Annotated in this window: 23 protein-coding genes and 1 tRNA gene; 12 read left to right on the forward strand and 12 right to left on the reverse strand. The window is 64.5% G+C overall.

What is annotated here, in order from left to right; translation table 11 throughout:
• Positions 1–35: 35 nt before the first annotated feature.
• The 4 genes from M1E17_RS21815 (at position 36) to M1E17_RS21830 (ending at position 1,543) form a co-directional block, all read left to right on the forward strand.
• On the forward strand, positions 36–311 hold the full coding sequence (locus M1E17_RS21815; protein WP_457964118.1) for a hypothetical protein: 276 nt from the start codon (positions 36–38) through the stop codon (positions 309–311).
• Positions 312–422: 111 nt separating this feature from the next.
• Positions 423–698: a hypothetical protein gene (locus M1E17_RS21820; RefSeq protein ID WP_457964120.1), complete on the forward strand. Its 276-nt coding sequence runs from the start codon at positions 423–425 to the stop codon at positions 696–698.
• Between the two features lie 105 nt (positions 699–803).
• Entirely contained in the window at positions 804–1,298 is a 495-nt protein-coding gene (locus M1E17_RS21825) for a DUF2975 domain-containing protein (RefSeq protein WP_457964122.1), read from the forward strand.
• The gene (locus M1E17_RS21830; protein WP_457964124.1) at positions 1,298–1,543 is read left to right on the forward strand and encodes a helix-turn-helix domain-containing protein; all 246 of its coding nucleotides are present in this window, start codon (positions 1,298–1,300) and stop codon (positions 1,541–1,543) included. Before M1E17_RS21825 ends, M1E17_RS21830 begins: the two co-directional genes overlap by 1 nt.
• Here the strand turns inward: M1E17_RS21830 and M1E17_RS21835 are convergent.
• Positions 1,530–2,186: a GDSL-type esterase/lipase family protein gene (locus M1E17_RS21835; RefSeq protein WP_457964126.1), complete on the reverse strand. Its 657-nt coding sequence runs from the start codon at positions 2,184–2,186 to the stop codon at positions 1,530–1,532. The two genes, M1E17_RS21830 and M1E17_RS21835, sit on opposite strands and share 14 nt — an antisense overlap.
• 189 nt (positions 2,187–2,375) lie before the next feature.
• Here M1E17_RS21835 and M1E17_RS21840 point away from each other — a divergent pair, with 189 nt between their 5' ends.
• The gene (locus tag M1E17_RS21840) at positions 2,376–2,639 is read left to right on the forward strand and encodes a DUF4235 domain-containing protein (protein WP_457964128.1); all 264 of its coding nucleotides are present in this window, start codon (positions 2,376–2,378) and stop codon (positions 2,637–2,639) included.
• A gap of 80 nt (positions 2,640–2,719) precedes the next feature.
• Here M1E17_RS21840 and mnhG read toward each other — a convergent pair whose 3' ends face one another.
• Genes mnhG through M1E17_RS21870 form a run of 6 tightly spaced genes read right to left on the reverse strand, consistent with a single transcriptional unit; the run spans position 2,720 to position 9,118 of the window.
• Positions 2,720–3,130 (reverse strand): monovalent cation/H(+) antiporter subunit G, encoded by a 411-nt coding sequence (gene mnhG, locus M1E17_RS21845; protein WP_457964130.1) that lies wholly within the window; start codon positions 3,128–3,130, stop codon positions 2,720–2,722.
• A complete protein-coding gene (locus M1E17_RS21850) occupies positions 3,120–3,398 on the reverse strand; it encodes a monovalent cation/H+ antiporter complex subunit F (protein WP_457964132.1) in 279 nt (92 codons plus the stop codon). Before M1E17_RS21850 ends, mnhG begins: the two co-directional genes overlap by 11 nt.
• Positions 3,395–3,937 (reverse strand): Na+/H+ antiporter subunit E, encoded by a 543-nt coding sequence (locus M1E17_RS21855; protein WP_457964134.1) that lies wholly within the window; start codon positions 3,935–3,937, stop codon positions 3,395–3,397. The genes M1E17_RS21850 and M1E17_RS21855 overlap by 4 nt, the downstream gene beginning before the upstream one ends.
• Positions 3,934–5,538, reverse strand: coding sequence for a Na+/H+ antiporter subunit D (locus M1E17_RS21860; protein ID WP_457964136.1), 1,605 nt, complete (start codon positions 5,536–5,538; stop codon positions 3,934–3,936). The genes M1E17_RS21855 and M1E17_RS21860 overlap by 4 nt, the downstream gene beginning before the upstream one ends.
• Positions 5,535–6,113, reverse strand: coding sequence for a Na(+)/H(+) antiporter subunit C (locus M1E17_RS21865; protein WP_457964138.1), 579 nt, complete (start codon positions 6,111–6,113; stop codon positions 5,535–5,537). Before M1E17_RS21865 ends, M1E17_RS21860 begins: the two co-directional genes overlap by 4 nt.
• Complete coding sequence (locus M1E17_RS21870; RefSeq protein ID WP_457967889.1) at positions 6,110–9,118, reverse strand: Na+/H+ antiporter subunit A; 3,009 nt, start codon at positions 9,116–9,118, stop codon at positions 6,110–6,112. The genes M1E17_RS21865 and M1E17_RS21870 overlap by 4 nt, the downstream gene beginning before the upstream one ends.
• Before the next feature lie 207 nt (positions 9,119–9,325).
• Between M1E17_RS21870 and M1E17_RS21875 the strand changes: the two genes are divergently transcribed.
• The 3 genes from M1E17_RS21875 to M1E17_RS21885 all read left to right on the forward strand — a co-directional run bounded on the left by M1E17_RS21875 (position 9,326) and on the right by M1E17_RS21885 (position 12,492).
• The gene (locus tag M1E17_RS21875) at positions 9,326–10,729 is read left to right on the forward strand and encodes an MFS transporter (protein ID WP_457964139.1); all 1,404 of its coding nucleotides are present in this window, start codon (positions 9,326–9,328) and stop codon (positions 10,727–10,729) included.
• A gap of 93 nt (positions 10,730–10,822) precedes the next feature.
• Entirely contained in the window at positions 10,823–11,305 is a 483-nt protein-coding gene (locus M1E17_RS21880) for a cation:proton antiporter regulatory subunit (protein ID WP_457964140.1), read from the forward strand.
• Between the two features lie 5 nt (positions 11,306–11,310).
• Positions 11,311–12,492, forward strand: a complete 1,182-nt coding sequence (locus M1E17_RS21885) for a cation:proton antiporter (protein WP_457964142.1) — start codon at positions 11,311–11,313, stop codon at positions 12,490–12,492.
• Between the two features lie 41 nt (positions 12,493–12,533).
• Here M1E17_RS21885 and M1E17_RS21890 read toward each other — a convergent pair whose 3' ends face one another.
• Positions 12,534–13,154 (reverse strand): hypothetical protein, encoded by a 621-nt coding sequence (locus tag M1E17_RS21890; RefSeq protein ID WP_457964144.1) that lies wholly within the window; start codon positions 13,152–13,154, stop codon positions 12,534–12,536.
• A gap of 496 nt (positions 13,155–13,650) precedes the next feature.
• Positions 13,651–14,226 (reverse strand): dCTP deaminase, encoded by a 576-nt coding sequence (gene dcd / locus M1E17_RS21895; RefSeq protein WP_267279327.1) that lies wholly within the window; start codon positions 14,224–14,226, stop codon positions 13,651–13,653.
• 281 nt (positions 14,227–14,507) lie between these two features.
• On the opposite strand from dcd, the gene M1E17_RS21900 reads away from it, so the two are divergent.
• Positions 14,508–16,085, forward strand: a complete 1,578-nt coding sequence (locus tag M1E17_RS21900) for a CAP domain-containing protein (protein ID WP_457964145.1) — start codon at positions 14,508–14,510, stop codon at positions 16,083–16,085.
• A gap of 22 nt (positions 16,086–16,107) precedes the next feature.
• Here M1E17_RS21900 and M1E17_RS21905 read toward each other — a convergent pair whose 3' ends face one another.
• Positions 16,108–16,554: an SRPBCC family protein gene (locus M1E17_RS21905; RefSeq protein WP_457964147.1), complete on the reverse strand. Its 447-nt coding sequence runs from the start codon at positions 16,552–16,554 to the stop codon at positions 16,108–16,110.
• A 259-nt stretch (positions 16,555–16,813) separates the two neighbouring features.
• Between M1E17_RS21905 and M1E17_RS21910 the strand changes: the two genes are divergently transcribed.
• A tRNA-Gly gene (locus tag M1E17_RS21910) sits at positions 16,814–16,887 on the forward strand.
• A 7-nt stretch (positions 16,888–16,894) separates the two neighbouring features.
• Here the strand turns inward: M1E17_RS21910 and M1E17_RS21915 are convergent.
• Entirely contained in the window at positions 16,895–17,272 is a 378-nt protein-coding gene (locus M1E17_RS21915) for a hypothetical protein (RefSeq protein WP_457964149.1), read from the reverse strand.
• A gap of 204 nt (positions 17,273–17,476) precedes the next feature.
• On the opposite strand from M1E17_RS21915, the gene M1E17_RS21920 reads away from it, so the two are divergent.
• On the forward strand, positions 17,477–17,614 hold the full coding sequence (locus tag M1E17_RS21920) for a hypothetical protein (protein WP_457964150.1): 138 nt from the start codon (positions 17,477–17,479) through the stop codon (positions 17,612–17,614).
• A gap of 183 nt (positions 17,615–17,797) precedes the next feature.
• On the opposite strand, the gene M1E17_RS21925 is transcribed toward M1E17_RS21920, so the two are convergent.
• Positions 17,798–19,165, reverse strand: coding sequence for an MFS transporter (locus M1E17_RS21925; RefSeq protein WP_457964151.1), 1,368 nt, complete (start codon positions 19,163–19,165; stop codon positions 17,798–17,800).
• Between the two features lie 160 nt (positions 19,166–19,325).
• Between M1E17_RS21925 and M1E17_RS21930 the strand changes: the two genes are divergently transcribed.
• Positions 19,326–20,180: a LysR family transcriptional regulator gene (locus tag M1E17_RS21930; protein WP_457964153.1), complete on the forward strand. Its 855-nt coding sequence runs from the start codon at positions 19,326–19,328 to the stop codon at positions 20,178–20,180.
• Positions 20,181–20,184: the final 4 nt, after the last annotated feature.

Consider the following 20,184-nt stretch of genomic DNA (forward strand, 5'->3'; position numbering starts at 1 on the left):
CCTGAGCAAACGGGAATTGGGAGAGTGCATAAGCCGTGACAGTTACAGCTGATGAAACAGCCGTGGACATCGCCGTTGATGTCAGGTTCAACCTTGCAGGCAAGCCCCTGGCCGTGCGGTACCAAGGCGATGTCTGGCCGGTGGCAGGCACGCCCACGCAGTGGTTTGGTGGCAGCGATAGCCCCGAAAAGGTCGAGTACTGGCGTGCCCAAGTGTGTCTCGGATCAAGCTCTGCCGTCCGCATTTTCACCCTGCGCCGCGAACACCTTTCCAGGCAGTGGTTCCTGGAGTCCATAGCCGAGAGCTGTTAGGCCCCGGTGAGATCCGGCTGGCCGCCAATTAGCGACCAGACGTGGGCCGCGATCAGAACGGAATTCACCCTGCCTTCCCTGGACCAGGTCCAGCGCAGGCTCTCTGAGCTCATGGAGGATCCCGAACCCGTGATGCAGCAGCTGGTCCGCGTTTTCATTGGGGAGGGCACTTACTGCCCGGGATTCCAGTTCCTCGCCGGCGGCCTTGTCCACCCCACTGTCCTGGACCTTTTTCAGCGAGCCATGGCCTTGAAGATTCCCCACAATCACTTCACCCTATGGATGGTCTCCCCTTCGCCCGCCCTCGCAGGGGCCCGCCCCGTTGAGCTTCTGGAAACCCGGCCTCCGGCCTTGTTCAGGGCGCTGGAAGCGTTAGGCCGGAAGTAGGCGCAGCTCTCGGTCGCGAATAGCGAAAGCGTGATTACAAAAGGGTGCGTGATCTACCGAATATCGATAGACTTTCATTGTTACTCGATATTGAAGGAGATCCCGATGGGAAAACTGACCATCCTCGTGCTGCGCATTGTCCTCGCCGTGGCGCTCGCCGGCTCGCTGTTCGTGCAGGTAAGGATGGTGCCGCTGCTGGCCGTTGACCTGGAGGAGGCCGGAGCGGATTTGGTCGGCGTTCGGATTCCACTCCTCGCCATTGTGGTGCTGGGCATCATGACCGTCCAGGTCACCCTTGTTTGCGTGTGGCGCCTGCTGACCATGGTGCGGCGGGGGACAGTGTTCTCCCATGGTGCTTTCCGCTACGTCGACATCATTTTTGGAGCCGTCGCGGCGGCATCCGTCCTGGTGTTCGGGATTGCCGTCCTTCTCGCCCCGGGGGACGCGGCGCCGGGCATCGTTCTGCTGATCTGCGGGGCCTCCCTGCTGATTGCGGGCGCGGCCCTCATCGTCCTGGTGCTCCGCACTCTGCTCGCCCAGGCGGTGGCCCGGGACGTGGAGGCACAGCACCTGCGGACAGAGCTGGACGAGGTCATCTGATGCCCATCATCGTGGATATTGATGTGATGCTCGCTAAACGCAAAATGTCCGTTGGTGTGCTGGCGGAACGGGTTGGGATCACGCCCGCCAACTTAGCGGTGCTCAAGAACGGCCGGGCCAAGGCAGTGCGCTTTACAACTCTGGAGGCACTGTGCGAGGTTCTCTCCTGCCAGCCCGGAGACCTGCTCCGCTGGGAGCCCGATGACCAGCGGCAGCCGGCAGACCAGCTTGTCAGCGGGCAATGACCCTGGATTCAACGGAGTAACCCTGAAGACCCGCGACGGCGGCAACCGCCCGGGCGATCTTGGCCCCTCCCTGGGAGGAGGGTTCGATAGGGTTCGCGTAGTCGCCATCCTCGTTGCAGATCAGGCGAAGGTCTATCAGGGACATGCCCCGCGAGAATGCCGCGCGGCTGATGCAGTCGTTGAAAAACGCCAGGGCGGTCTTGATGATCCGGTGCTGCGCAGTGGAGGCAGGAGTGTCGTAGATCGTGCACAAGGCAACGGGGATCCCAGTGGCCGAAACGGCTTCAGCCATCAGGTCGTAGTCCGCGGCAAACTGTTCCTGGGCGCTGCTGAAAAGGTTCAGGGCTTCCGCGACGGAGCTGGCCGGCGATTCGAGCAGGTACGCAAAGCCAAGTGCATCGTTGCCGCCGGCGCTGACCACCAGGTGGGTGGCATCGCGGGGCAGCGAAGCAAGCTGTTGCAGGACCCCGGAAATCACATCCCCGTCCACGGCCAGCAGTGTGGCATTCCAGCCGGGTGGAAGCTCAGCGCGGACCTGGGCGATGACGTCGGGACCGCCGTCGACGTATGCCTTGTTGTCCAGGATCGAGTCACCGAGCAGAACGACGTGTCCGGCCGAAGCCTGAGGTTTCGCAGCAGCCATGTGTCTGAGCGCCTCGATTTCTGTCTCTCAGCGGCACCATTGCCGGGAAGGGTTTTTCCCAAGATAACCCGTTTTCACTGCCCGATCGTGCCCACGCTGAGAGCGAACCGCCGCGTGATCCGGGAGCCTCCGGCTCAGCGGACGCTAGGCTAGTGGCAGTCCCTTTTCCGCCCGCAAGGAGTCTGCAGAATGAACCTCTTCATCAAGCTGATTGGCACCGCCGTTAGCCTCGGCGCCGGACTGGTCGGCACCAAGGTGGTCAACGCCGTTTGGGAAAAATCCACCGGCAGGAAGGCGCCCACGGGCAGGGACGAAGATACTCCGACCAGCCTTCGTTCGGCCCTGACGTTTGCGCTCATCTCCGCCTCGGTCAGCACCATCATCCAGGTGCTCGCCAACCGCGGCACCCAGCGCGCCATCACCCGTTTCGCGAAGAGCCAGGACATCGTCTAACACCCCCACACCCCCTGGAGTTTTTGTCCATTTGTGGCGACTTTTCCAGTGGTGAAGTCGCCATAAATGGACAAAAACTCCTAGTCCCGGGAGGGGTCGTCGGAAGTGTCCTCCTGGGCCGTCTTGGCCGCGGCTCGCTGCACCACAGCCTCCAGCTCATCCGAACTGAGCAGCTCCCTGTGCAGGTGCTTGGTGCGGTATCCGGCGCGTCCCACCATGTGCGCGGACACCGGCACAGTCAGCAGCTGGAAAATCCACGCCACCGCCAGCACCGGCCACACCCACCACGTCCGCAGCTGCAGCCCGATGGCAGCCAGCAGCAGGAACAGGCCCAGCACCTGCGGCTTGGTGGCCGCGTGCATCCTGCTCATCAGGTCCGGGAAGCGCAACAGCCCGAGGGCGGCGGCCAGGGACATCAGTGCGCCCACCACCATAAACACCGCGGACACTGCGTCAATGACGCTATCCAGCGTGCTGGTCTCAGGAGTCATGGGGCTGCTCCCGCCGGTCCGCCACGAACCGGGCAACGGTCACCGAGCCGATGAAGCCGATGATGGACAGGGCCACCAACAGCATGAGGTTGTTCAGGTGCCGGTTCACCGCCATGTCAATGCACAATGCAGCGCCGATGATGGCGAGCAGGACGTCGGACGCCAGCACCCGGTCCAGGAGCGAAGGGCCGCGGGCGATCCTGATAATGGCGCCGGCCGCGGCCAGCGAAAGGATAATTGCCGTGACGGCCAGGACGGTCTGCATCATGCTGCCTCCAACCGGACGGCGTCGAGTTCTTCCCTGGTTCCCATGACGCGGATCAGCCCCGCTTCGATGGCCCGCACTTCGCGGCGCAGGTTCTCCACATCCTCGGCGTTTTTTACGTTGAGCCCGTGGACGTACAAAGTTGACGATGAACGGTCCACCTCCACCACCAGGGAACCCGGGATGAGGGAGATAACGTGGCCTGTGGCCGTCATCATCAGGTCCTGGTGGCTACGCAACGGTACGGCCACCACGGCGTTGGTGACGTTGGGCCCGCGGACGACTGCCAGGTACAAGACCTGGAAGCTTGCTGCCACCACTTTGCCAAGGAAAGCCAGGGCAAACGGAATGGCGTGGAGAAGATTAAAGCGCCCACTTAGTTCCACGGGCGGCAGGTAGAACATCCGTGCCACCACCACCGCCAGCAAGGCGCCGAAGAGGAGATTTCCGGGGCTGAAGTCCTGCCAAAGGGCACCCCAGACCACAACAAGCCAGACAAGGAGCGGCAACTCCTGGCGCAGTGAGACCCGGCGCCGGCTCATTTGGCACCCCCGGGGCCCAGGACAAGAGGCACCGGAGCGTTATCGCCCAGCACCGCCTGAATGTAGGAGGACCGGTCCAGCATGTCCTGGGCCGCCTGGTCCGAGACTTTGAAGAGCGGGCCGGCGAACACGGTCAACGCAACACCCAGCAGCACCAGGCCCAGGGTGGAGCCCACCATGGTGCGCGGCAGCAGCGTCACGTTGTTGCGGCCGCCGCGCCGGCCCCTGTCGGAGTCTTCGGGGGCGGCCAGGAGCACAGGATCCGGGTGCTCAGCATCCGAGGGTTTCCGCCAGAACGCACGGTTCCAGACCCTGGCCACGGCCAGGAGGGTCAGGAGGCTGGTGACCACGCCGCCAATGACCAGGGTGAAGGCCAGGGGTGTTCCCAACTCGATGCCGGCCTGCATGAGCCCCACCTTGCCCAGGAACCCGGAGAACGGCGGGATGCCGGCCAGGTTCATGGCGGGCACAAAGAACAGCAGTGCCAGCAACGGTGACAGCTTCGCGAGTCCGGCCAGCCGGTCCACCGAGGAACTGCCGCCGCGGCGTTCGATCAGCCCCGTGACCAGGAACAGGCTGGTCTGGATGGTGATGTGGTGGGCCACGTAGAAGACTGCCGCGCCAAGGCCGGCCGCCGAGGACATCGCCAGGCCAAACACCATGTAGCCGATGTGGCTGACCAAGGTGAAGGACAGCAGACGTTTGATGTCACTTTGGGCCAGGGCGCCAAGAATTCCCACGATCATGGTGAGCAGCGCGGCCACCATCAGCGGAGTGTTGAGCGTGTCCCCGGGGAAGAGCAGCGTCTCGGTGCGGACCATCGCATAGACGCCCACCTTGGTCAGCAGGCCTGCGAACACCGCCGTGACGGGGGCGGGGGCGGTCGGGTACGAGTCAGGCAGCCAGAAAGACAGCGGGAACACCGCCGCCTTGATCCCGAATGCCACCAGAAGCATCACGTGCAGGAGCGTTTGGGTCCCTTGGTCCAGTTCCGCGAGCTTGACGGCGAGGTCCGCCATATTCACCGTTCCTGTAGCCCCGTAGACCATCGCGATGGAGATCAGGAACAGGACCGATGACACCACCGAGACCACCACGTACGTCACACCGGCCCTGATCCGGGGCCCGGTGCCGCCCAGGGTCATCAGGACGTAGCTTGCCGTCAGCAGGATCTCGAAACCCACGTAAAGGTTGAACAGGTCCCCGGAAAGGAACGCGTTGGAGACGCCGGCGACCAGGATCAGATACGTGGGGTGGAAGATCGAGACTGGCGCATCCTGGTCGCCGTCGGCCATGCCCTGGCCCGTGGCATAAACCAGAACCGCCAGGCTCACGGCGGAGGAAACCACCAGCATCAGGGAGGAGAACTGGTCCACCACCAGGACGATGCCCCAAGGCGGCAGCCAGCCGCCGATGTTCACCGCCGCAGTCCCGCCATCCCAGACAGAAGCCAGCAGGACGCACTCCAGCAGCAGCGTCAGGGACAGCAGCGTGATGCTGACAGCCCGCTGGGCCCGCGAGTGCCGGATCAGGAGAAAGGTCAGGGCGGCGCCCAGGATGGGAAGGACGACGGCGAGCGGGGCAAAGCTTGCGATGTTCACTTCACACCTCCTTCGGGGCCGGGGGTGACATTTTTGGATCCGGGCTGCTCTTCCGAGGCGGCGTCGGTGGCGGTGAGCTGTGTTCCGCCGGCCTCGACGGTTGGTTCGGCACCGTCGGTGGCGTGGTCGGAGACAGAACGTCCGTCACCGCCCAGCAAGGTGAGCGGGAATTCTGAGGTCTCCACCGGGATCTCGGCGTCGTCCTCGGCGTCGAAACTGGGGGTCTCGGCCACGCGAAGGTCTTCCACGTCCAACTGGATTTCGTCCTGCCGTGCCAGAACCCAGGTGCGGTAGATGATGCTGAGCATAAAAGCCGTCACGGCGAACGAGATGACGATCGCGGTGAGAATCAATGCCTGCGGAAGCGGATCGTTGTAGTCCTGGGCAGGGGTGTCCTTGTTGTACAGCGGCGTCAGCCCCGCGTAGCCGCCGGTGGCGAGGATCAGCAGGTTGGTGGCGTTGGCCAGAAGCATCAGTCCCAGCAGCACCCGCGTGAGACTGCGTTCCAGGATCAGGTAGATCCCGCAGGCGTACAGGGCTCCCATGACAACCAGGAGGGTCAGGTTAACGCTCATGCGTCACCCTTCCCGGCGGTTCCTGCGGCGACATCCACCGGTTCCCCCTCCTCGGCAGGCGCCGCTGCCTGCTCGTCGAAGTGCTCATCGATCTCGGCGCCCAGGCTGCGCAGAACGTCCAGCACCAGTCCAATCACCACGATGTAGACGCCAATGTCGAAGATGGTGGAAGTGACAAACTTGATGTCACCGAACACCGGCAGCCACAGCTCGATGATTGCCGTCTGGAACGCCTGGCCACCGAGCAACAGGGGCACGACGCCGGAGGCAGCGGCCGTCGCTAGCCCCATCCCCAGGAGTGTCCCCGCGCTGATGGGGGTGGCCTCCCGCAGCTCGAAGCGCCCGCCGGCCAGGTAGCGGATGGTGAGCGCCAGGCCGGCAGTCAGGCCCCCCGCAAAGCCGCCGCCCGGGAAGTTGTGCCCGGCCAGGAGGAGGTAGAGCGAGAAGATGATCATGGAGTGGAAAAGCAGCCGGGTCACCACTTCAAAGATGATGGACCGGCGCTCCGGCGCCAGTGTCCGTCCCGCCACGATCCAGGCATCCCGGGTGGATGCGGCAAACTTCCGGCTGATGGCCAGTGCGGCAGCGTCCCGGGAGCCGGGATCCACTCCCCTTCGGCGGCCCACGGAGCCCTCCGCCACAGTGGAAGAGATCCGGATGCCGTCGCCGCGGCCACGGACAAAAATGAGGCTGGCTACCCCTGTGGCAGCCAGGGCGAGGACCGTTATCTCGCCGAAGGTGTCCCAGACACGGATGTCGACGAGGGTCACGTTGACGATGTTCAGCCCGCCGCCGCCCTCGTAAGCCAGCCGCGGAAATTCCAGGGATACGGGCGTAGCCACCCGCGCGCCCATCGCGTAGATGGCGGCGAAGACCATAGTGGCCCCGAATGCCAGCCCGATGATGACACGCACCACACGGTATTTGCCGCCGGTCCGGTCCCTCAGCTCCGCTGGCAGGCTGCGTAAGGCCAGCAGGAACGCCACCAGGATGATGGTTTCCACCAGCATCTGGGTAAGGGCCAGGTCCGGCGCACCCTGGAGCGCGAACATCAGCGCGATCCCATAGCCGGTCACCGAGACCATCAGCACTGCCAGGAAGCGTTTGTTGGCCTTCACTGCTGCCAGGGCCCCAATCACGATGCCCGCGCCTGCCACGATCTGCAGGGGCGAGTTGGGATCAATGAAGTACAGGCCCTCCGGAAGCGGCTTGTTGGCCAGGACCAGTGCTGTCATCGGAAGCGCAAACGCCACAGTGAGGATGACGGCCAGATAGAAGTAGAGCGAACCACGCTGCGTGCGCCCCGTGATCCAGACGGCAACATCATCGAGTGCCCCGACGGTCAGCTGGTAGGCCCGGTCCCCGTCTATCCAGCCGGGGACGCGGGACTGGGCGCGTGCCACCAGGTCCCGGCCGTAGTACATGGCCAAACCAAGAACAAAGGTGACAGCCGTGAGCCCCAGGGCAGGGGTGAAGCCATGCCACAGCGCCAGGTGACCTGCCTCTGCAGCTGATGTGCCGGCGTCGGGAGTGGCCGTGGCGAACAGCCCAGCGTATGGCTGGATCCAGCCATCGACGGGCGCCGGCCAGACACCGTAAGCGATGGTGAGGAGGCTCAGCAGGGCAGGGGCCGCAATGAAAGACGGCCGAATGGCCTTGAACGGTGTCCGTTCGACTCCCGGTTTGGTGGCGAACGCACCCCACATAAAACGGGCACTGTACGCGAAGGTGAGGACCGAGCCCAGCACAATTCCTGCCAGCACTGCCATCCCCCAGGGATCCCCGTCGGCTGCATGGTGGACAAAGGCCTCAAGCACTGATTCCTTTGCCACGAACCCTGCCAGCAGGGGGACTCCCGCCATGGACGCGGCGCCGATTCCGGCCACGATGCCCAGGGCCCGGGAAGAGCTGAACACTCCCGAGAGCTTACGCACATCGCGAGTGCCGGACTGGTGGTCGATGATCCCCACCACCAGGAACAGCGTGGCCTTGAACAGGCCATGAGCCAGCAGCATCGCGAGGCCGGCCAGTGCGGCGTCGGGAGTGCCCAGCCCCACCACCATGGTGAGGAATCCCAACTGGCTGACGGTTCCGTAGGCCAGTATGAGCTTGATGTCGGTCTGGCGGAGCGCGCGGTACCCGCCCACCAGCATGGTGGCCAGGCCCAGCCCGAGCACGATGGGCGGCCAGTAGGTGGTTTCGGCAAACCCGGGGGCCAGCCGGGCCACCAGGTAGACGCCGGCCTTCACCATTGCCGCCGCGTGCAGGTAGGCGCTCACCGGCGTGGGGGCGGCCATCGCGCCCGGCAACCAGAAATGGAACGGCACCAGGGCAGATTTGGTGATGGCACCCACCAGGATCAGTACGACGGCGGCCGCCACCGCCGCGCCGGAAGGCCCGGCTACGAGGGCGGGGGCCTGTTCCAGGATGGCGGAAATCCGGTAGGTTCCGGCGCTGAAGCCCAGCATGATCAGGCCCACCAGCATGGCCAGCCCGCCCGCCGTCGTCACCATCAGCGCCTGCAGCGCCGAGCGCCGGGCCGCAAGCCTGGTGCGGGCGAAGCCGATCAGCAGGTACGACAGGATGGTGGTCAGTTCCCAGAAGATGAACATCAGCAGCAGATCGTCCGCCACCACCAGCCCAAACATGGCCCCGGCGAAGGCCAGGAGCTGTGCGCCGAAACCGCCAAGGTCCTGGTCCGTCTTCTTGAAATACCTCGCGCAGTAGACAAGCACCAGGGCGCCAACGCCCAGGACCAGTAAGGACATCACCCAGGCAAGGGCATCCATCCGGAACGCGAATTCAAGCTTGAGCCCTGGAATCCACGGGAAGACTTCGGCGACCGCCCCTGGACCGGCGTAAACAGCAGCATGTTGGAAGAGCAGCCAGACGAACGATAACCCCGGCACGGCCGCGAGTACGTAGAAGGTGTTCCGGCCCCACCGCCTGAACAGGAAGGGCGCCACAGCAGCCACCGCGAAATGCACGGCAAGGACTGTGATCACTGGTATCTCCGCAACGTCAGGCATTCGATTGTCAAAAGTCAGGGCAGGCGGTCATGGGTGAGGGCGGCATGGGTAAGATTCGGTGCCCACAGTTTATCAAGACGCTGCTGTCACTTTTTCCCGCCGCCGCTGCTGCCGCCGCCGGAAAGCCGGGTGTCCGGGATATCCTCCGGCTGATGTTCGCCACGGGCGGATACGATGCTGCCTATGAACAGCGCCAGCGCTCCCGAGGCCATGCAGCCGCCATCGGAACTCGAATCCGGGAACCACGCCACAGGTAAGGGCCGCGTGCTCGCCTGGGCATCGTGGGACTGGGGATCTGCTGCGTTTAACGCCGTGATGACCACCTTCGTTTTCACTGTGTATCTCACCTCGAATGCCTTCGGCGGCCAAGACCGGGCCTCGGCTGTTCTTGGCGGCGCGCTGGCTGTGGCCGGGGTGGCCATCGCCCTGCTGGCTCCAGTGACCGGGCAGCGTTCTGACATCGGAGGACGGCGGAAGCTGTGGCTGGGAGTCAACACCACCGCCGTCGCGATTCTGACCGCGCTGTGCTTCTTTGTGTTTCCCCGGCCGGAGTTCCTGCTGCTGGGCGTTGCCCTGATCGCGCTGGGCAACGTGTTCTTTGAGTTCGCGGGCGTGAACTATAACGCCATGCTGGCCCAGATCTCCACCCCGAAGAACATCGGCAAGGTCAGCGGATTCGGCTGGGGCATGGGGTACCTGGGTGGCATCGTGGCGCTGCTCGCCGTCCTGCAGCTGTTCGTCCAGCCCAGCTTCGACTGGTTCGGCGCCTCCACGGAGAACGGCCTCAACATCCGGCTGGTGGCGGTCTTCTCCGCGCTCTGGTTCTTCATCTTCGCCCTGCCCGTCCTCTTCGCGGTTCCCGAACTGCCGCGGCCCAACCAGGCCAATCCGCTGGGATTCCTCGCTTCCTACCGCCTGCTCTTCCGCCGGATCAAGGCCATCTACGCCACAAGCCCGCACACCATCTACTTCCTGCTCGCCAGCGCCGTGTTCCGCGACGGGCTGGCCGCAGTCTTCACCTTCGGCGGAATCATCGCCGCCGGGACGTTCGGCTTTGAGCTGCCCCAAGTCATCTTTTTTGCGATCTTCGGCAACATTGTGGCCGCCGTGGGAGCAATCATTGGCGGTTTCGTGGATGACCGTGCAGGGCCCAAAGCTGTGATCATCGGCTCGCTGGTGGGACTCCTCATCGCCGGCACCATGATCTTGGTCCTGGGCAACGGTGACTATGTGTTCTTCGGCCTGGCCTGGGAAGGCAGCACTACGTTCTGGGTGTTCGGGCTGTTCCTGTGCCTCTTTGTGGGCCCTGCGCAGTCCTCCTCCCGGGCCTACCTCGCCAGGCTGGCGCCCCACGGCGAGTCGGGCGAACTCTTTGGCCTGTATGCCACCACCGGCCGTGCCGTCAGTTTTCTGGCCCCAGCCCTGTTCACCCTCTGCATCGCTGTAGCCACTCCCCTGGTGGCGCCGGGCGAGGCGCAGCGGTGGGGAATCCTGGGCATTATGGTGGTTCTGCTTGCCGGGCTTCTGGTCCTGCTGCCGGTCAAGTCTCCGGACAAAGCCCCCATCGCGGTGGTCCCCGCAGCCTAGCGCGAACGGACACTTAAGCCCCGTCGAGATGTGCCGCCTGCCTGCCCCCGCGGTGGCGCCTGAAAATGCCCGACGGCGGACTAGGCTTAGGGTATGAACGTGGACGAGACGGACCTCCCCGGCCTGGGCCGGCGGAAGGATTTCATGACGGCTTCCGGCCGCCGTATCGGTGTGGTGGAGTTCCGGGAAGGCCAGACGGAACTCATTGTTTCCACCTGGGACGATCCCGATACCTGCCAGGCGTCGATTCCCCTGACCGGGGATGAGGCAGCCACCCTGGGCAACCTCCTGGGCGGACAGCACCTTGCCATGAAACTGACTGAGGAGCACAGGGACGTCCCGGGCATCGTGACCCGCCAGTTCTCCATCGCACCAGGGTCCCCGTTCCAAAACCAGCCCATGGGGAAGGCGTGCATCCGGACGCGGTGCGGAGTCTCGATCGTGGCGATCATGCGTGAAGGCGAGGTGCTCCCGTCGCCGGGTCCCGACGTCGTCCTTCATTCGGGTGACCTGCTCGTCGCAGTGGGCACGCAAGAAGGCCTGGACCAAGCAGCCGATATCCTGCGCAACGGCTGAGCGTTATGGACCCGCTGGCCCTGACCCTCATTGAACTGGGGGCCGTTGTGTTCTGCCTTGGCCTGTTGGCCAGGCTGGCCGGACGGATCGGAATGTCCCCCATCCCGCTGTACCTCGTAGGCGGCCTCGCCTTTGGTGCCGGCGGCGTGATGGAGCTCGAAGGCATCCACGAGTTCGCCCACCTCTCCGGCGAAATCGGTGTCATCCTCCTCTTGCTTATGCTCGGATTGGAATATACAGCTGCCGAGCTTTTCACCGGTCTGCGCAGGTCATGGCAGGCCGGTGTGCTGGACCTGGCACTGAACTTCGCGCCAGGGGCAGGACTCGCCCTGCTGCTGGGTTGGGGCGTGGTGGGGGCATTGGTGATGGGCGGCGTCACCTACATTTCCTCCTCCGGCATCGCCGCGAAAGTCATCACGGACCTCGGCCGGATCGGTAACCGCGAGACGCCTGTGGTGCTCGCCATCCTGGTATTCGAAGACCTGGCGATGGCTATCTACCTCCCCATTCTCACGGCCACCCTGGCCGGGGTGAGCTTTTGGGGCGGGCTGACCACGGTGGGCATTTCCCTGGCCGTGGTCACCGTGGTTTTGATGGTGGCGCTGCGGCACGGCCACCGGGTCTCCCAGGCGGTCCACAGTGAGAACTCAGAGGTGTTCCTGCTCAACCTCCTGGGTTTGGCCCTGCTGGTGGCCGGGCTTGCTTCCGCCATGCAGGTTTCGGCCGCGGTGGGTGCATTTATGCTCGGTATCGCCATCTCCGGCGCCACCGCCCACAACGCCACCCGGATTCTTGAGCCGCTCCGTGACCTTTTTGCGGCCATCTTTTTTGTGGCCTTTGGGCTCAATACGGATCCCTCCTCCATCCCTCCTGTCCTTGGCTGGGCGCTGGCCCTGGCCTTGATCACGGCCATCACCAAGATGGTCACCGGCGTGTGGGCCGCCAAGCGTGCGGGGATCGCCCGGCCCGGCCGGTACCGGGCCGGCGCCGCCCTCATTGCTCGCGGTGAATTCTCCATTGTCATCGCCGGGCTGGCCGTGGCGTCCGGGGTAGTCACTGGTGAACTGGCAGCCCTCGCCACTGCTTACGTGCTGCTCATGGCGATCATCGGTCCGCTGGCGGCCCGTTATGTAGAGCCCCTGGTCAAGCCGTTCCTGCGCCCGCTGCCCGTGCCTGCCCAGGCCTAACCCTTGCATCGAGGGGTGACATCTCGGCGGTAAGTGGGAGGCTAAGTACCGAGACCGCACCTCTCGACCCGCCATCCAGCCCGAACCAACGCATCGGCTACCCGATGTGCGCAGCCATCGAAGCCCCACGTCCGCACCTGGCTCGCTGTGATGGTGACTGATGTCCAGCCGATGGCGGCTATTGACTCGTCCCGGCGGATGTCGGATTCGCGCTGACGCTCCTGCAGGTGGTGGCGGCCATCGTAATTGACGGCTACCTTGAAGGCCGGATAGGCAATGTCAGGCCAAGCCAACTCCCACCCTGTGTGGTCCAGAACCACGTAGCGCAACGTCGGCTCTGGCAGTCGCAGCCGGCCAAGAGCCAGCCGCAGCCGGGTCTCGGGCGCAGAATCTGCCCCAACCCGGCACAGTTCCACGGCGCGCCTCGCCGTTCGGACTCCCCTCGCCCCAGGGTTGGCAAGGACCTGCTCCCGGAGATCATCGAGTGAGCAGAACGCTTCCTTCCGCGGCCCAAAACTCCTGGACTGCCAGCAGATGAAGTGATCTCCCGCGGCCACGAGGTCCTCCATATCCAGGACCGAAGCCAAGTCCAACCAAGTCCTGGCGGGGCTGGTAACCGGCACGCCGTCGAACTCTCCCACATCTGTGTCACGGAGGAGCAAGCGGTGACCGGCAACACCTTTTCGGACCGGGCGGGCGCCTCCACCAGTTTTGGCTAGGTGGATTTTCAGATCGTTTTGCAGCGCCAGCGGCAAAGGGCAGCCCCAGAGTTGCGCGGCCGTTCCCAGGCAGCAGACAGACTGAGGTGTCAGCCCCGTGAGTAACGCGCAGGTGTGGTGCAGAGTCTGTGCGTCACCCCAAGGGACGCGTACTCCCCTGCTGGCCACGCGCAGGTCACTCCGCCAAGCCCGCCCGGACCCCACGCCCGCATCCAGCTGCTCCTGCAGGGTGAATGAACGGCCCGCAAGATGGCTTGGGAGAGGAGACGGCTGCCGCATGACCCATTGTTGACCGCCAACAAGGCCGCCACAGGGTTATCCACAGCGTGGAGGAAGAGTGCCGATCCACCAGGGCGTCGACACGTGAGATCTCGGCACTAAGCGGCAGCCTAAGCGCCGTGATCTCACCCCTCGCGAACGGGAGGGCGGGCCGGGAGCCCTAAATCGAGGTTCGGTGGAAGTTCTGGTGGCTGCGGCTGGCGGTGGGGCCGCGCTGGCCCTGGTACCGGTTGCCATACTGGCCTGAGCCATAGGGGTGCTCGGCGGCCGAGGTCAGCCGGAAGAAGCACAGCTGGCCGATCTTCATTCCCGGCCACAGCTTGATGGGCAAGGTGGCCATATTCGATAGCTCCAGGGTCACGTGGCCGGAGAAGCCGGGGTCGATAAACCCGGCCGTGGAATGCGTCAGCAGCCCCAGCCTGCCGAGCGAGGATTTCCCTTCGAGCCGGGCAGCGATGTCATCCGGCAGCGTGACTGTCTCGTAGGTGGAGCCCAGGACGAACTCACCGGGGTGCAGGATAAAGGGCTCGCCGGTCTCAACCTCCACCAGGCGGGTCAGCTCGGGCTGCTCTTCCGCCGGGTCGATGTGCGCGTACTTGTGGTTGTCGAAAAGCCGAAAGAACCGGTCGATCCGGACGTCCACCGACGACGGCTGGACCATCGCGGAATCGTACGGTTCAAGGACAATCCGTTGGGAGTCTATTTCGGCACGAATATCGCGGTCAGAGATCAGCACGCCTCCCAAAGTACCGCATGCGTCATCCACACTTATATTCTTTCGTTGTTGCTGTCGCCTGGTGGGGCTAATGTGGCCTCAGATACAGAGGCGCCGGATGGTCTCCCGGATGGCCCAACAGAGCTGGGGATGTTGTGAATAGATTGGTGGCGCCATCTCTTGTTGGTGCTCTCTTCGCCTTAATGCTGGTCTCCTTACCAGCGGTGATACCGTCCGCGCCGCTGCCGGCGGATGAGCCGGCAGCCACAGCAGGCCCTTTGGGCGGTCGGTTTGAGCCCGCCATGAACGACGCCGGCGCCCCCCTTGCCGGGGAAAGTTCAGAAGAGACGGCGCTCACCCCCGCGGTGGAACCGGCCGCCGAACCTGGCATCCGGCCAGCATCGCCGGTACAGGCTCCTGCCACAGGGACGACAGCGAAAGCCGGCACCGGCCAGGCCCTCACCGAAGAAACTGCACCGAACCCCGGATCTACCGAGGAGCCAGCCCCCGAAGTTCCCTGGATTCCGCCGCTCTGGGCGCCGGACTCTGAACTGGCCTCGCCAACGGCCCCGGCGCCGGCGGCACCTCCCGTGCCCGGGGCAGAGTCCGCCACTACTGCCCCCGGCGCCGAGGCACTGGTTCCGGATAACAACGCCGCGGCCATACTCACGGTGTTCAACAGGATCAATGAATACCGGGCGTCCAGGGGCCTGGCGCCGGTCAAGTACCACGCCACGGTGGCCGGGATGGCCCAGGAATGGTCCGACAGCATCGCCTCACGGGAGGTTATTGAGCACCGCGCGAGTTTCTGGACAGACCCCCGCGCCCTGAAACCGAACAACGGCGCCGGCGAGGTCATCGCCATCCGTACCGACCGTGACGCAGCAATGCTCGTGGAGTGGTGGAAGGGTTCCCCCGGCCACAACGCCATGCTGCTCGATCCGCGGTTCAACGTGATGGGCGCAGGGATCACCTACACTGACCGCACGTACAAAATCTGGGGTGTGGTCAACTTCTTCGGCTACACCACGCTGCCGGCAGGCACCACCAACTCCCCCGGCGGCGCCCCGGCGCAGCCTACCCTTCCCCCCACCGTCTGCGACCCTGCCGTCAAGCACATGCCGCCAACTCTTGACCTTGCCAGCGCGGCCATCAACAGCCCGGCGGACCTGATCTCGATCAACTCTTCCGGGCAACTCCTCAACCGGCCAGCGGCCGGGAACCGGGCCTTCGGCGGGGCCAAGGTTATTGGTTCCGGCTTCGGGACTGCCAAGGAAGTGTTCATTACGGACTGGGAGCGTGATGGCACCTATGACCTCCTCACCCAATGGCAGGACGGGCGGCTGACGCTGCATGCCGGCGTGGCCAGCGGAGGCTTCCAGGCCCCGGTGACACTGGGGCAGTCCGGCTGGGCCCCGCTGACTCTGGCAGTGGGCGGCTGGTGCGCCAACAACCGTCTGCCCCAGGTCCTGGCGCTGGACGCTGAAGGAAATCTCTTCCTCTACCCAAACAAGGGCCTGGCCGATATGGCGGCAAGGACACTCATCGCCAGCGGGGTCACGGCCAGGCGGCTGGCCATGGTGGACTATGACGCCGACGGTTTCCAGGACCTGCTGGCCCTGCGGACGGACGGTGCGGTCCAGCTCTATCGTGGTGGAGGGATGCCAACTCCCAAGGCCGAGGGCCGCCCCACCGTGGCCACAGGCTGGTTGGATGTTACGGCGGTCCGGCCGCTGAAGGATGCCACCGGCTTGAACTCCACAGGGGTGGCGCTGCGGCGGGCTAACGACGTTGTGCAGTACTGGGACCTCACCACCGGAAGCCTCGCGGCGCCGTCGAACATCATCGGAAACTGGACGGGGCAGCGGCTGGCGCAATAGCGGAAGCCGCCCGCCGGAAATGCTAGGCGGCGGCCTGGAGTTCCAGGACGTCCTTAAGCCGCTCCAGCTGGGCGACTTCTGCTTTCATGGTCCGCTGGATCATGGCACTCATCAGGCCGCCCATCAGGCCTTTGGGCTGGAACTCCAGGGCGAACCGCACCCGGGTTCCCTCGGCTTCGGTGCTGAGGTAGTAACCGCCCGCTGGCCGGGCCTGTCCGCTGATGACCCGGAACTGAATCTCTGCGCCGGGGCGGGCCTGGGTTATCTCGAATTCACTCGTGATAAACCGTCCGGAGCGGCTGGAGACGGTCTGCTGATAGACGGCGCCTTTGGTGCCGGCCGCCCCCGATGCGAGGCTGATGGTGCGGATCCCTTCGCGCCACTGGGGGAGGTTCATTCCGTCAATCAGGTAGGTGTAAACGGCCATCGCGTCACGCCGGATGAAAACCTCGTGCTCTGCAAATGCCATGGGAATCCTTCGTTTGACGTCGGGGCAGCCGTTGTAGCCCGCTCCACCCCCCTGACGCCGCAGCTATCCGGTTCAGACTAGCCAGTGCTTTCCGGCCGAACCTAGCCACAGGCCGGGACGTTATTGAAGAGTTACTGGATGACGCGGCCGATGAAGCTGACGTCGGTCCATGCCGACGCCGAACACCGGATACGAGTTTGGCTGGTGCAGCCGTCCATGTGCGCTAAGCTAAGTTCTGCCCCGCGCAAATCGGGGCCACGCGGCTGTAGCTCAATGGTAGAGCGCTAGCTTCCCAAGCTTGATACGCGGGTTCGATTCCCGTCAGCCGCTCCAATGCTTCCTAGGTTTTCCTCTCCTGCCTGACCCGCCGCTCGATCGCCTTTTTGAGTGCGGCCAGCCTGGCCTCCTCCTGTTTGCGGTAGCTGCCTTCCTTTGCGGCGGGCAGCAGGCGGGCCAGCCCCTTGGGCGCGTATTCAGCGCTCACCGTCATCCTGGTACTGTCCGCCACGGGATAAACCACATACGAGCAGGTGATGGTTTCATTCCTGCCGTCCAATTTCTCGGTCCACGAACGTTCAGGTTCCAGACCCAGGAACTCCGGCACGAGGTTTTCCTGCCCCGGGACTTCCGAACGGGCTGCTGCATCGACGCAGAAGGCGTAGACCGCGGCGCGGCTGCAGGGGATGAGGAGGGTGTTTTCAATGGCTATGGATCCCATGCTGCTGTTCCCGTACTTCTAGAAGGCCTGCCCCACACAGTGCCCAGAGCGCCATTTTCACACCGTGGACGGGGGCGGGCAAGAGCCGACACTCCGGATGACCAGGCAGGCTCGGGCGAACTCAGCCCCCGGCCCGGGGGCTTTAGGTACCGCGGTGTATCGTTCGAAGTCAGGAACCGCTTCGGTTCCGCTACAGGAGCAATCATGGCTGACAAGTCCCCGCGTCAAGCAGCATCCAAAAAAGCCGGCAAGTCCATCAAAGAAAAACGAGCAGACAAGAGGGCTGCAGCCGCACCGGCCAGTTCCCTGGACGTCACGTCCAAGGCCGCCAAAAAGAAGTGACCGGACAACAGAGCTAACGGACCCTGGGCGTTTTGGCTTCGACCCGAAAACCGGACGAACGCTTGGGCGCACCTATCCACACGGTCAACATTGTGCAGTTAATCTCGACGACGGTGCCCCCTTCCTGAGCCAGGTCATCACCGAGCCGCCAGGCTCCACTAACTGCTGTTGCCCGGGCTCCGCCTAGGCCGCTGCCGGCCGGCTGACAATCCGTACCGGGTGGCGGCGGTCTTTCAGGTCCACCCGCAGCTTCAGTGCACCTTTCCGGGCAAGGACAACACCGACTGTGAGTGCTGCGAGCGCCGGCACACCGCCGGAGACGAGCAGCGCCGCATGCGGGTCTGCATGTTCGGCGATCCAGCCCAGCATGGGACCGCCAATGGCCTGGCCGCCAATCAGCACCATGATGTACAGGCTCATGACGCGGCCGCGGATGCCCATGTTGGAGCTGATCTGGACCAGCTGGTTGGAGCCGGTCAGGAACATCAGGCACCAGAAGCCGGAGAGCACCATCACCACGCTGAACCACAGCATCGACGGGGCCAGGGCAGCCAGGCACAGCATCAGGCCGTACATGCCGGCGCAGAACACCACTGACCGGAGCCGAAGCTGCCGGCGGCGGGTGGAGGCGATGGCACCGCAGAGGGCACCCAGCGCCACCAGCGCATTCAGCAGGCCGTAGCCGCCGGCGCCGACGTCGAACACGTGGTCAGCGAAGGCTGCCAGCAGCACCGGCAGGCTCATGGCGAAGACGGCGATGAACCCGGCCATCAGCCACGGCCAGTAAATGGTTGGTTTGCCCAGCGCGTACCTCAGGCCTTCCCGAAGCATCCCTTTGCGCTTCGGGGCCGGAGTGCTGACATACAGCTGGTCCTTCCGCAGGAGTAGCAGCATGGTCACGGTGGAGCAACATGCCACGGCGTTCGCCGCGAAGGCCCAGCCTGCCCCGACGGCAGTGAGCAGGATTCCAGCCAGCGCAGGCCCGATCAGGCCGCCCAGCTGGAACGTGGTGGAGTTGACGCTGATGGCGTTGCGCAGATACTTGGGGCCCACCAACTCGTTCACGAATACCTGCCGCGCGGGCTGGTCCAGCACCGTGACCAGGCCCAGCACCAGCGCGATGACATAGACGTGCCAGACCTCCACCGCTCCGCTGAGGGCCAAGGCAGCGAGCGCAGCGGCCAGGACTGCGGCCATGCACTGGCACACGATCAGGATCTTTCGCTTGGCGAACCTGTCCGCCATCATCCCGGCCCACGGCCCCAGGAAAAGTGAAGGCATGAACTGCAGGGCAACGGTGATGCCGACGGCGGTGACCGAGCCGGAGAGTTCAAGGACCATCCAGTCCTGCGCGATGCGCTGCATCCAGACGGCGATAACGGCCACGAAGTGCCCGATGGCGAAGATGCGGAAGTTGGGAACCTTCAGGGAGATGAACGTGTGCTTCCAGGGCAGGCGTTCACTGACGACGGCGATGGGCTGGGTCTGGGCGGAAGCGGAGTCGATGATGGGCTGGCTGACTGTTGCCGACGATGGCGGTGGGGGTGCCACAGGGGTGTCCTCAAGGAAGTGGGCGGGCTGGGATGCCCTTAACGCTAAGCTGGTCCAGCGTGATTATGCAGCCTTATGGCTGCTATAACTCACATAGTGAAACGTAATGCCACTGCTTGAACGCCCAGCTCCAGACCCCTTCGCCGAATGGAGTCCACCCGTGTTTGAACCCGCCCAACTCCGCTCTTTCCTCGCCGTCGCAGAGACGCTGAGCTTCACCAAAGCAGCGGAACGGCTTGGCCTTGCCCAGCCAACCATCAGCCAGCACGTGCGGAAGTTGGAGGCAGCTGCCAAGCGCGTCCTGGTCACCCGTGACACCCGTGATGTACGGCTTACGGACAACGGCGACGCCATGGCCGGCTTCGCCCGGAACATCCTCTCCGCCCACGACGCCGCCTCGCGCTACTTCTCCGGCTCAGCCATGCGCGGCCGCCTGCGCTTTGGCACCGCCGATGACCTCGCCATCACCGGGCTGCCCCGGATCCTGCGCGAGTTCCGGCAGATCTATCCCCAGATCAACCTGGAACTGACGGTGGGCCAGAGCGATCAGCTCTACAAAAAACTCAACGCCGGCCAGCTGGATCTGGTGTTCGTGAAATGGGTGGCCGGGGCCAAGGACGGCACCGTGGTCCAGCACGATTCATTCTCCTGGGTAGGGCTGGAGCAGACCTTGCTGGAGCCAGGCAGCCCAGTCCCGCTGATTGCCTACCCGTCCCCCAGCCTCAGCCGGAAGCTGGCCATCGACGCCCTGGAATCGCATGGCAGGACGTGGCGGATTACGTGCACCACGCGGCAGATCAGCGGTGTCCTGGCCGCAGTTCGTGCAGGCATTGGCGTTGCCGTCATGCCGTCGTCGCTGGTCCCGGAGGACCTGAAGATCATCACCCGACGCTTCGAGCTTCCCCCGGTTGGCGACGTCGACTTCACCCTGATCCGCAACCCGCTGGCCAACGCCGAGGTGATTGATGCCCTGACGCAGGCCATCGTGGGCAGGACCCTGCAAAAGTCCGCCTGAAACG

It is taken from the genome of Arthrobacter sp. D1-29 (assembly GCF_054130585.1).

What these genes read in the sequence shown, in the direction of transcription:
- M1E17_RS21820 (WP_457964120.1), top strand. Translation starts at nt 423, where the DNA reads ATGGAGGATCCCGAACCCGTGATGCAGCAGCTGGTCCGCGTTTTCATT.
- M1E17_RS21825 (WP_457964122.1), top strand. Translation starts at nt 804, where the DNA reads ATGGGAAAACTGACCATCCTCGTGCTGCGCATTGTCCTCGCCGTGGCG.
- M1E17_RS21830 (WP_457964124.1), top strand. Translation starts at nt 1,298, where the DNA reads ATGCCCATCATCGTGGATATTGATGTGATGCTCGCTAAACGCAAAATG.
- M1E17_RS21835 (WP_457964126.1), bottom strand. Translation starts at nt 2,186, where the DNA reads ATGGCTGCTGCGAAACCTCAGGCTTCGGCCGGACACGTCGTTCTGCTC.
- M1E17_RS21840 (WP_457964128.1), top strand. Translation starts at nt 2,376, where the DNA reads ATGAACCTCTTCATCAAGCTGATTGGCACCGCCGTTAGCCTCGGCGCC.
- mnhG (WP_457964130.1), bottom strand. Translation starts at nt 3,130, where the DNA reads ATGACTCCTGAGACCAGCACGCTGGATAGCGTCATTGACGCAGTGTCC.
- M1E17_RS21850 (WP_457964132.1), bottom strand. Translation starts at nt 3,398, where the DNA reads ATGATGCAGACCGTCCTGGCCGTCACGGCAATTATCCTTTCGCTGGCC.
- M1E17_RS21855 (WP_457964134.1), bottom strand. Translation starts at nt 3,937, where the DNA reads ATGAGCCGGCGCCGGGTCTCACTGCGCCAGGAGTTGCCGCTCCTTGTC.
- M1E17_RS21865 (WP_457964138.1), bottom strand. Translation starts at nt 6,113, where the DNA reads ATGAGCGTTAACCTGACCCTCCTGGTTGTCATGGGAGCCCTGTACGCC.
- M1E17_RS21875 (WP_457964139.1), top strand. Translation starts at nt 9,326, where the DNA reads ATGAACAGCGCCAGCGCTCCCGAGGCCATGCAGCCGCCATCGGAACTC.
- M1E17_RS21880 (WP_457964140.1), top strand. Translation starts at nt 10,823, where the DNA reads ATGAACGTGGACGAGACGGACCTCCCCGGCCTGGGCCGGCGGAAGGAT.
- M1E17_RS21885 (WP_457964142.1), top strand. Translation starts at nt 11,311, where the DNA reads ATGGACCCGCTGGCCCTGACCCTCATTGAACTGGGGGCCGTTGTGTTC.
- M1E17_RS21900 (WP_457964145.1), top strand. Translation starts at nt 14,508, where the DNA reads ATGAACGACGCCGGCGCCCCCCTTGCCGGGGAAAGTTCAGAAGAGACG.
- M1E17_RS21905 (WP_457964147.1), bottom strand. Translation starts at nt 16,554, where the DNA reads ATGGCATTTGCAGAGCACGAGGTTTTCATCCGGCGTGACGCGATGGCC.
- M1E17_RS21915 (WP_457964149.1), bottom strand. Translation starts at nt 17,272, where the DNA reads ATGGGATCCATAGCCATTGAAAACACCCTCCTCATCCCCTGCAGCCGC.
- M1E17_RS21920 (WP_457964150.1), top strand. Translation starts at nt 17,477, where the DNA reads ATGGCTGACAAGTCCCCGCGTCAAGCAGCATCCAAAAAAGCCGGCAAG.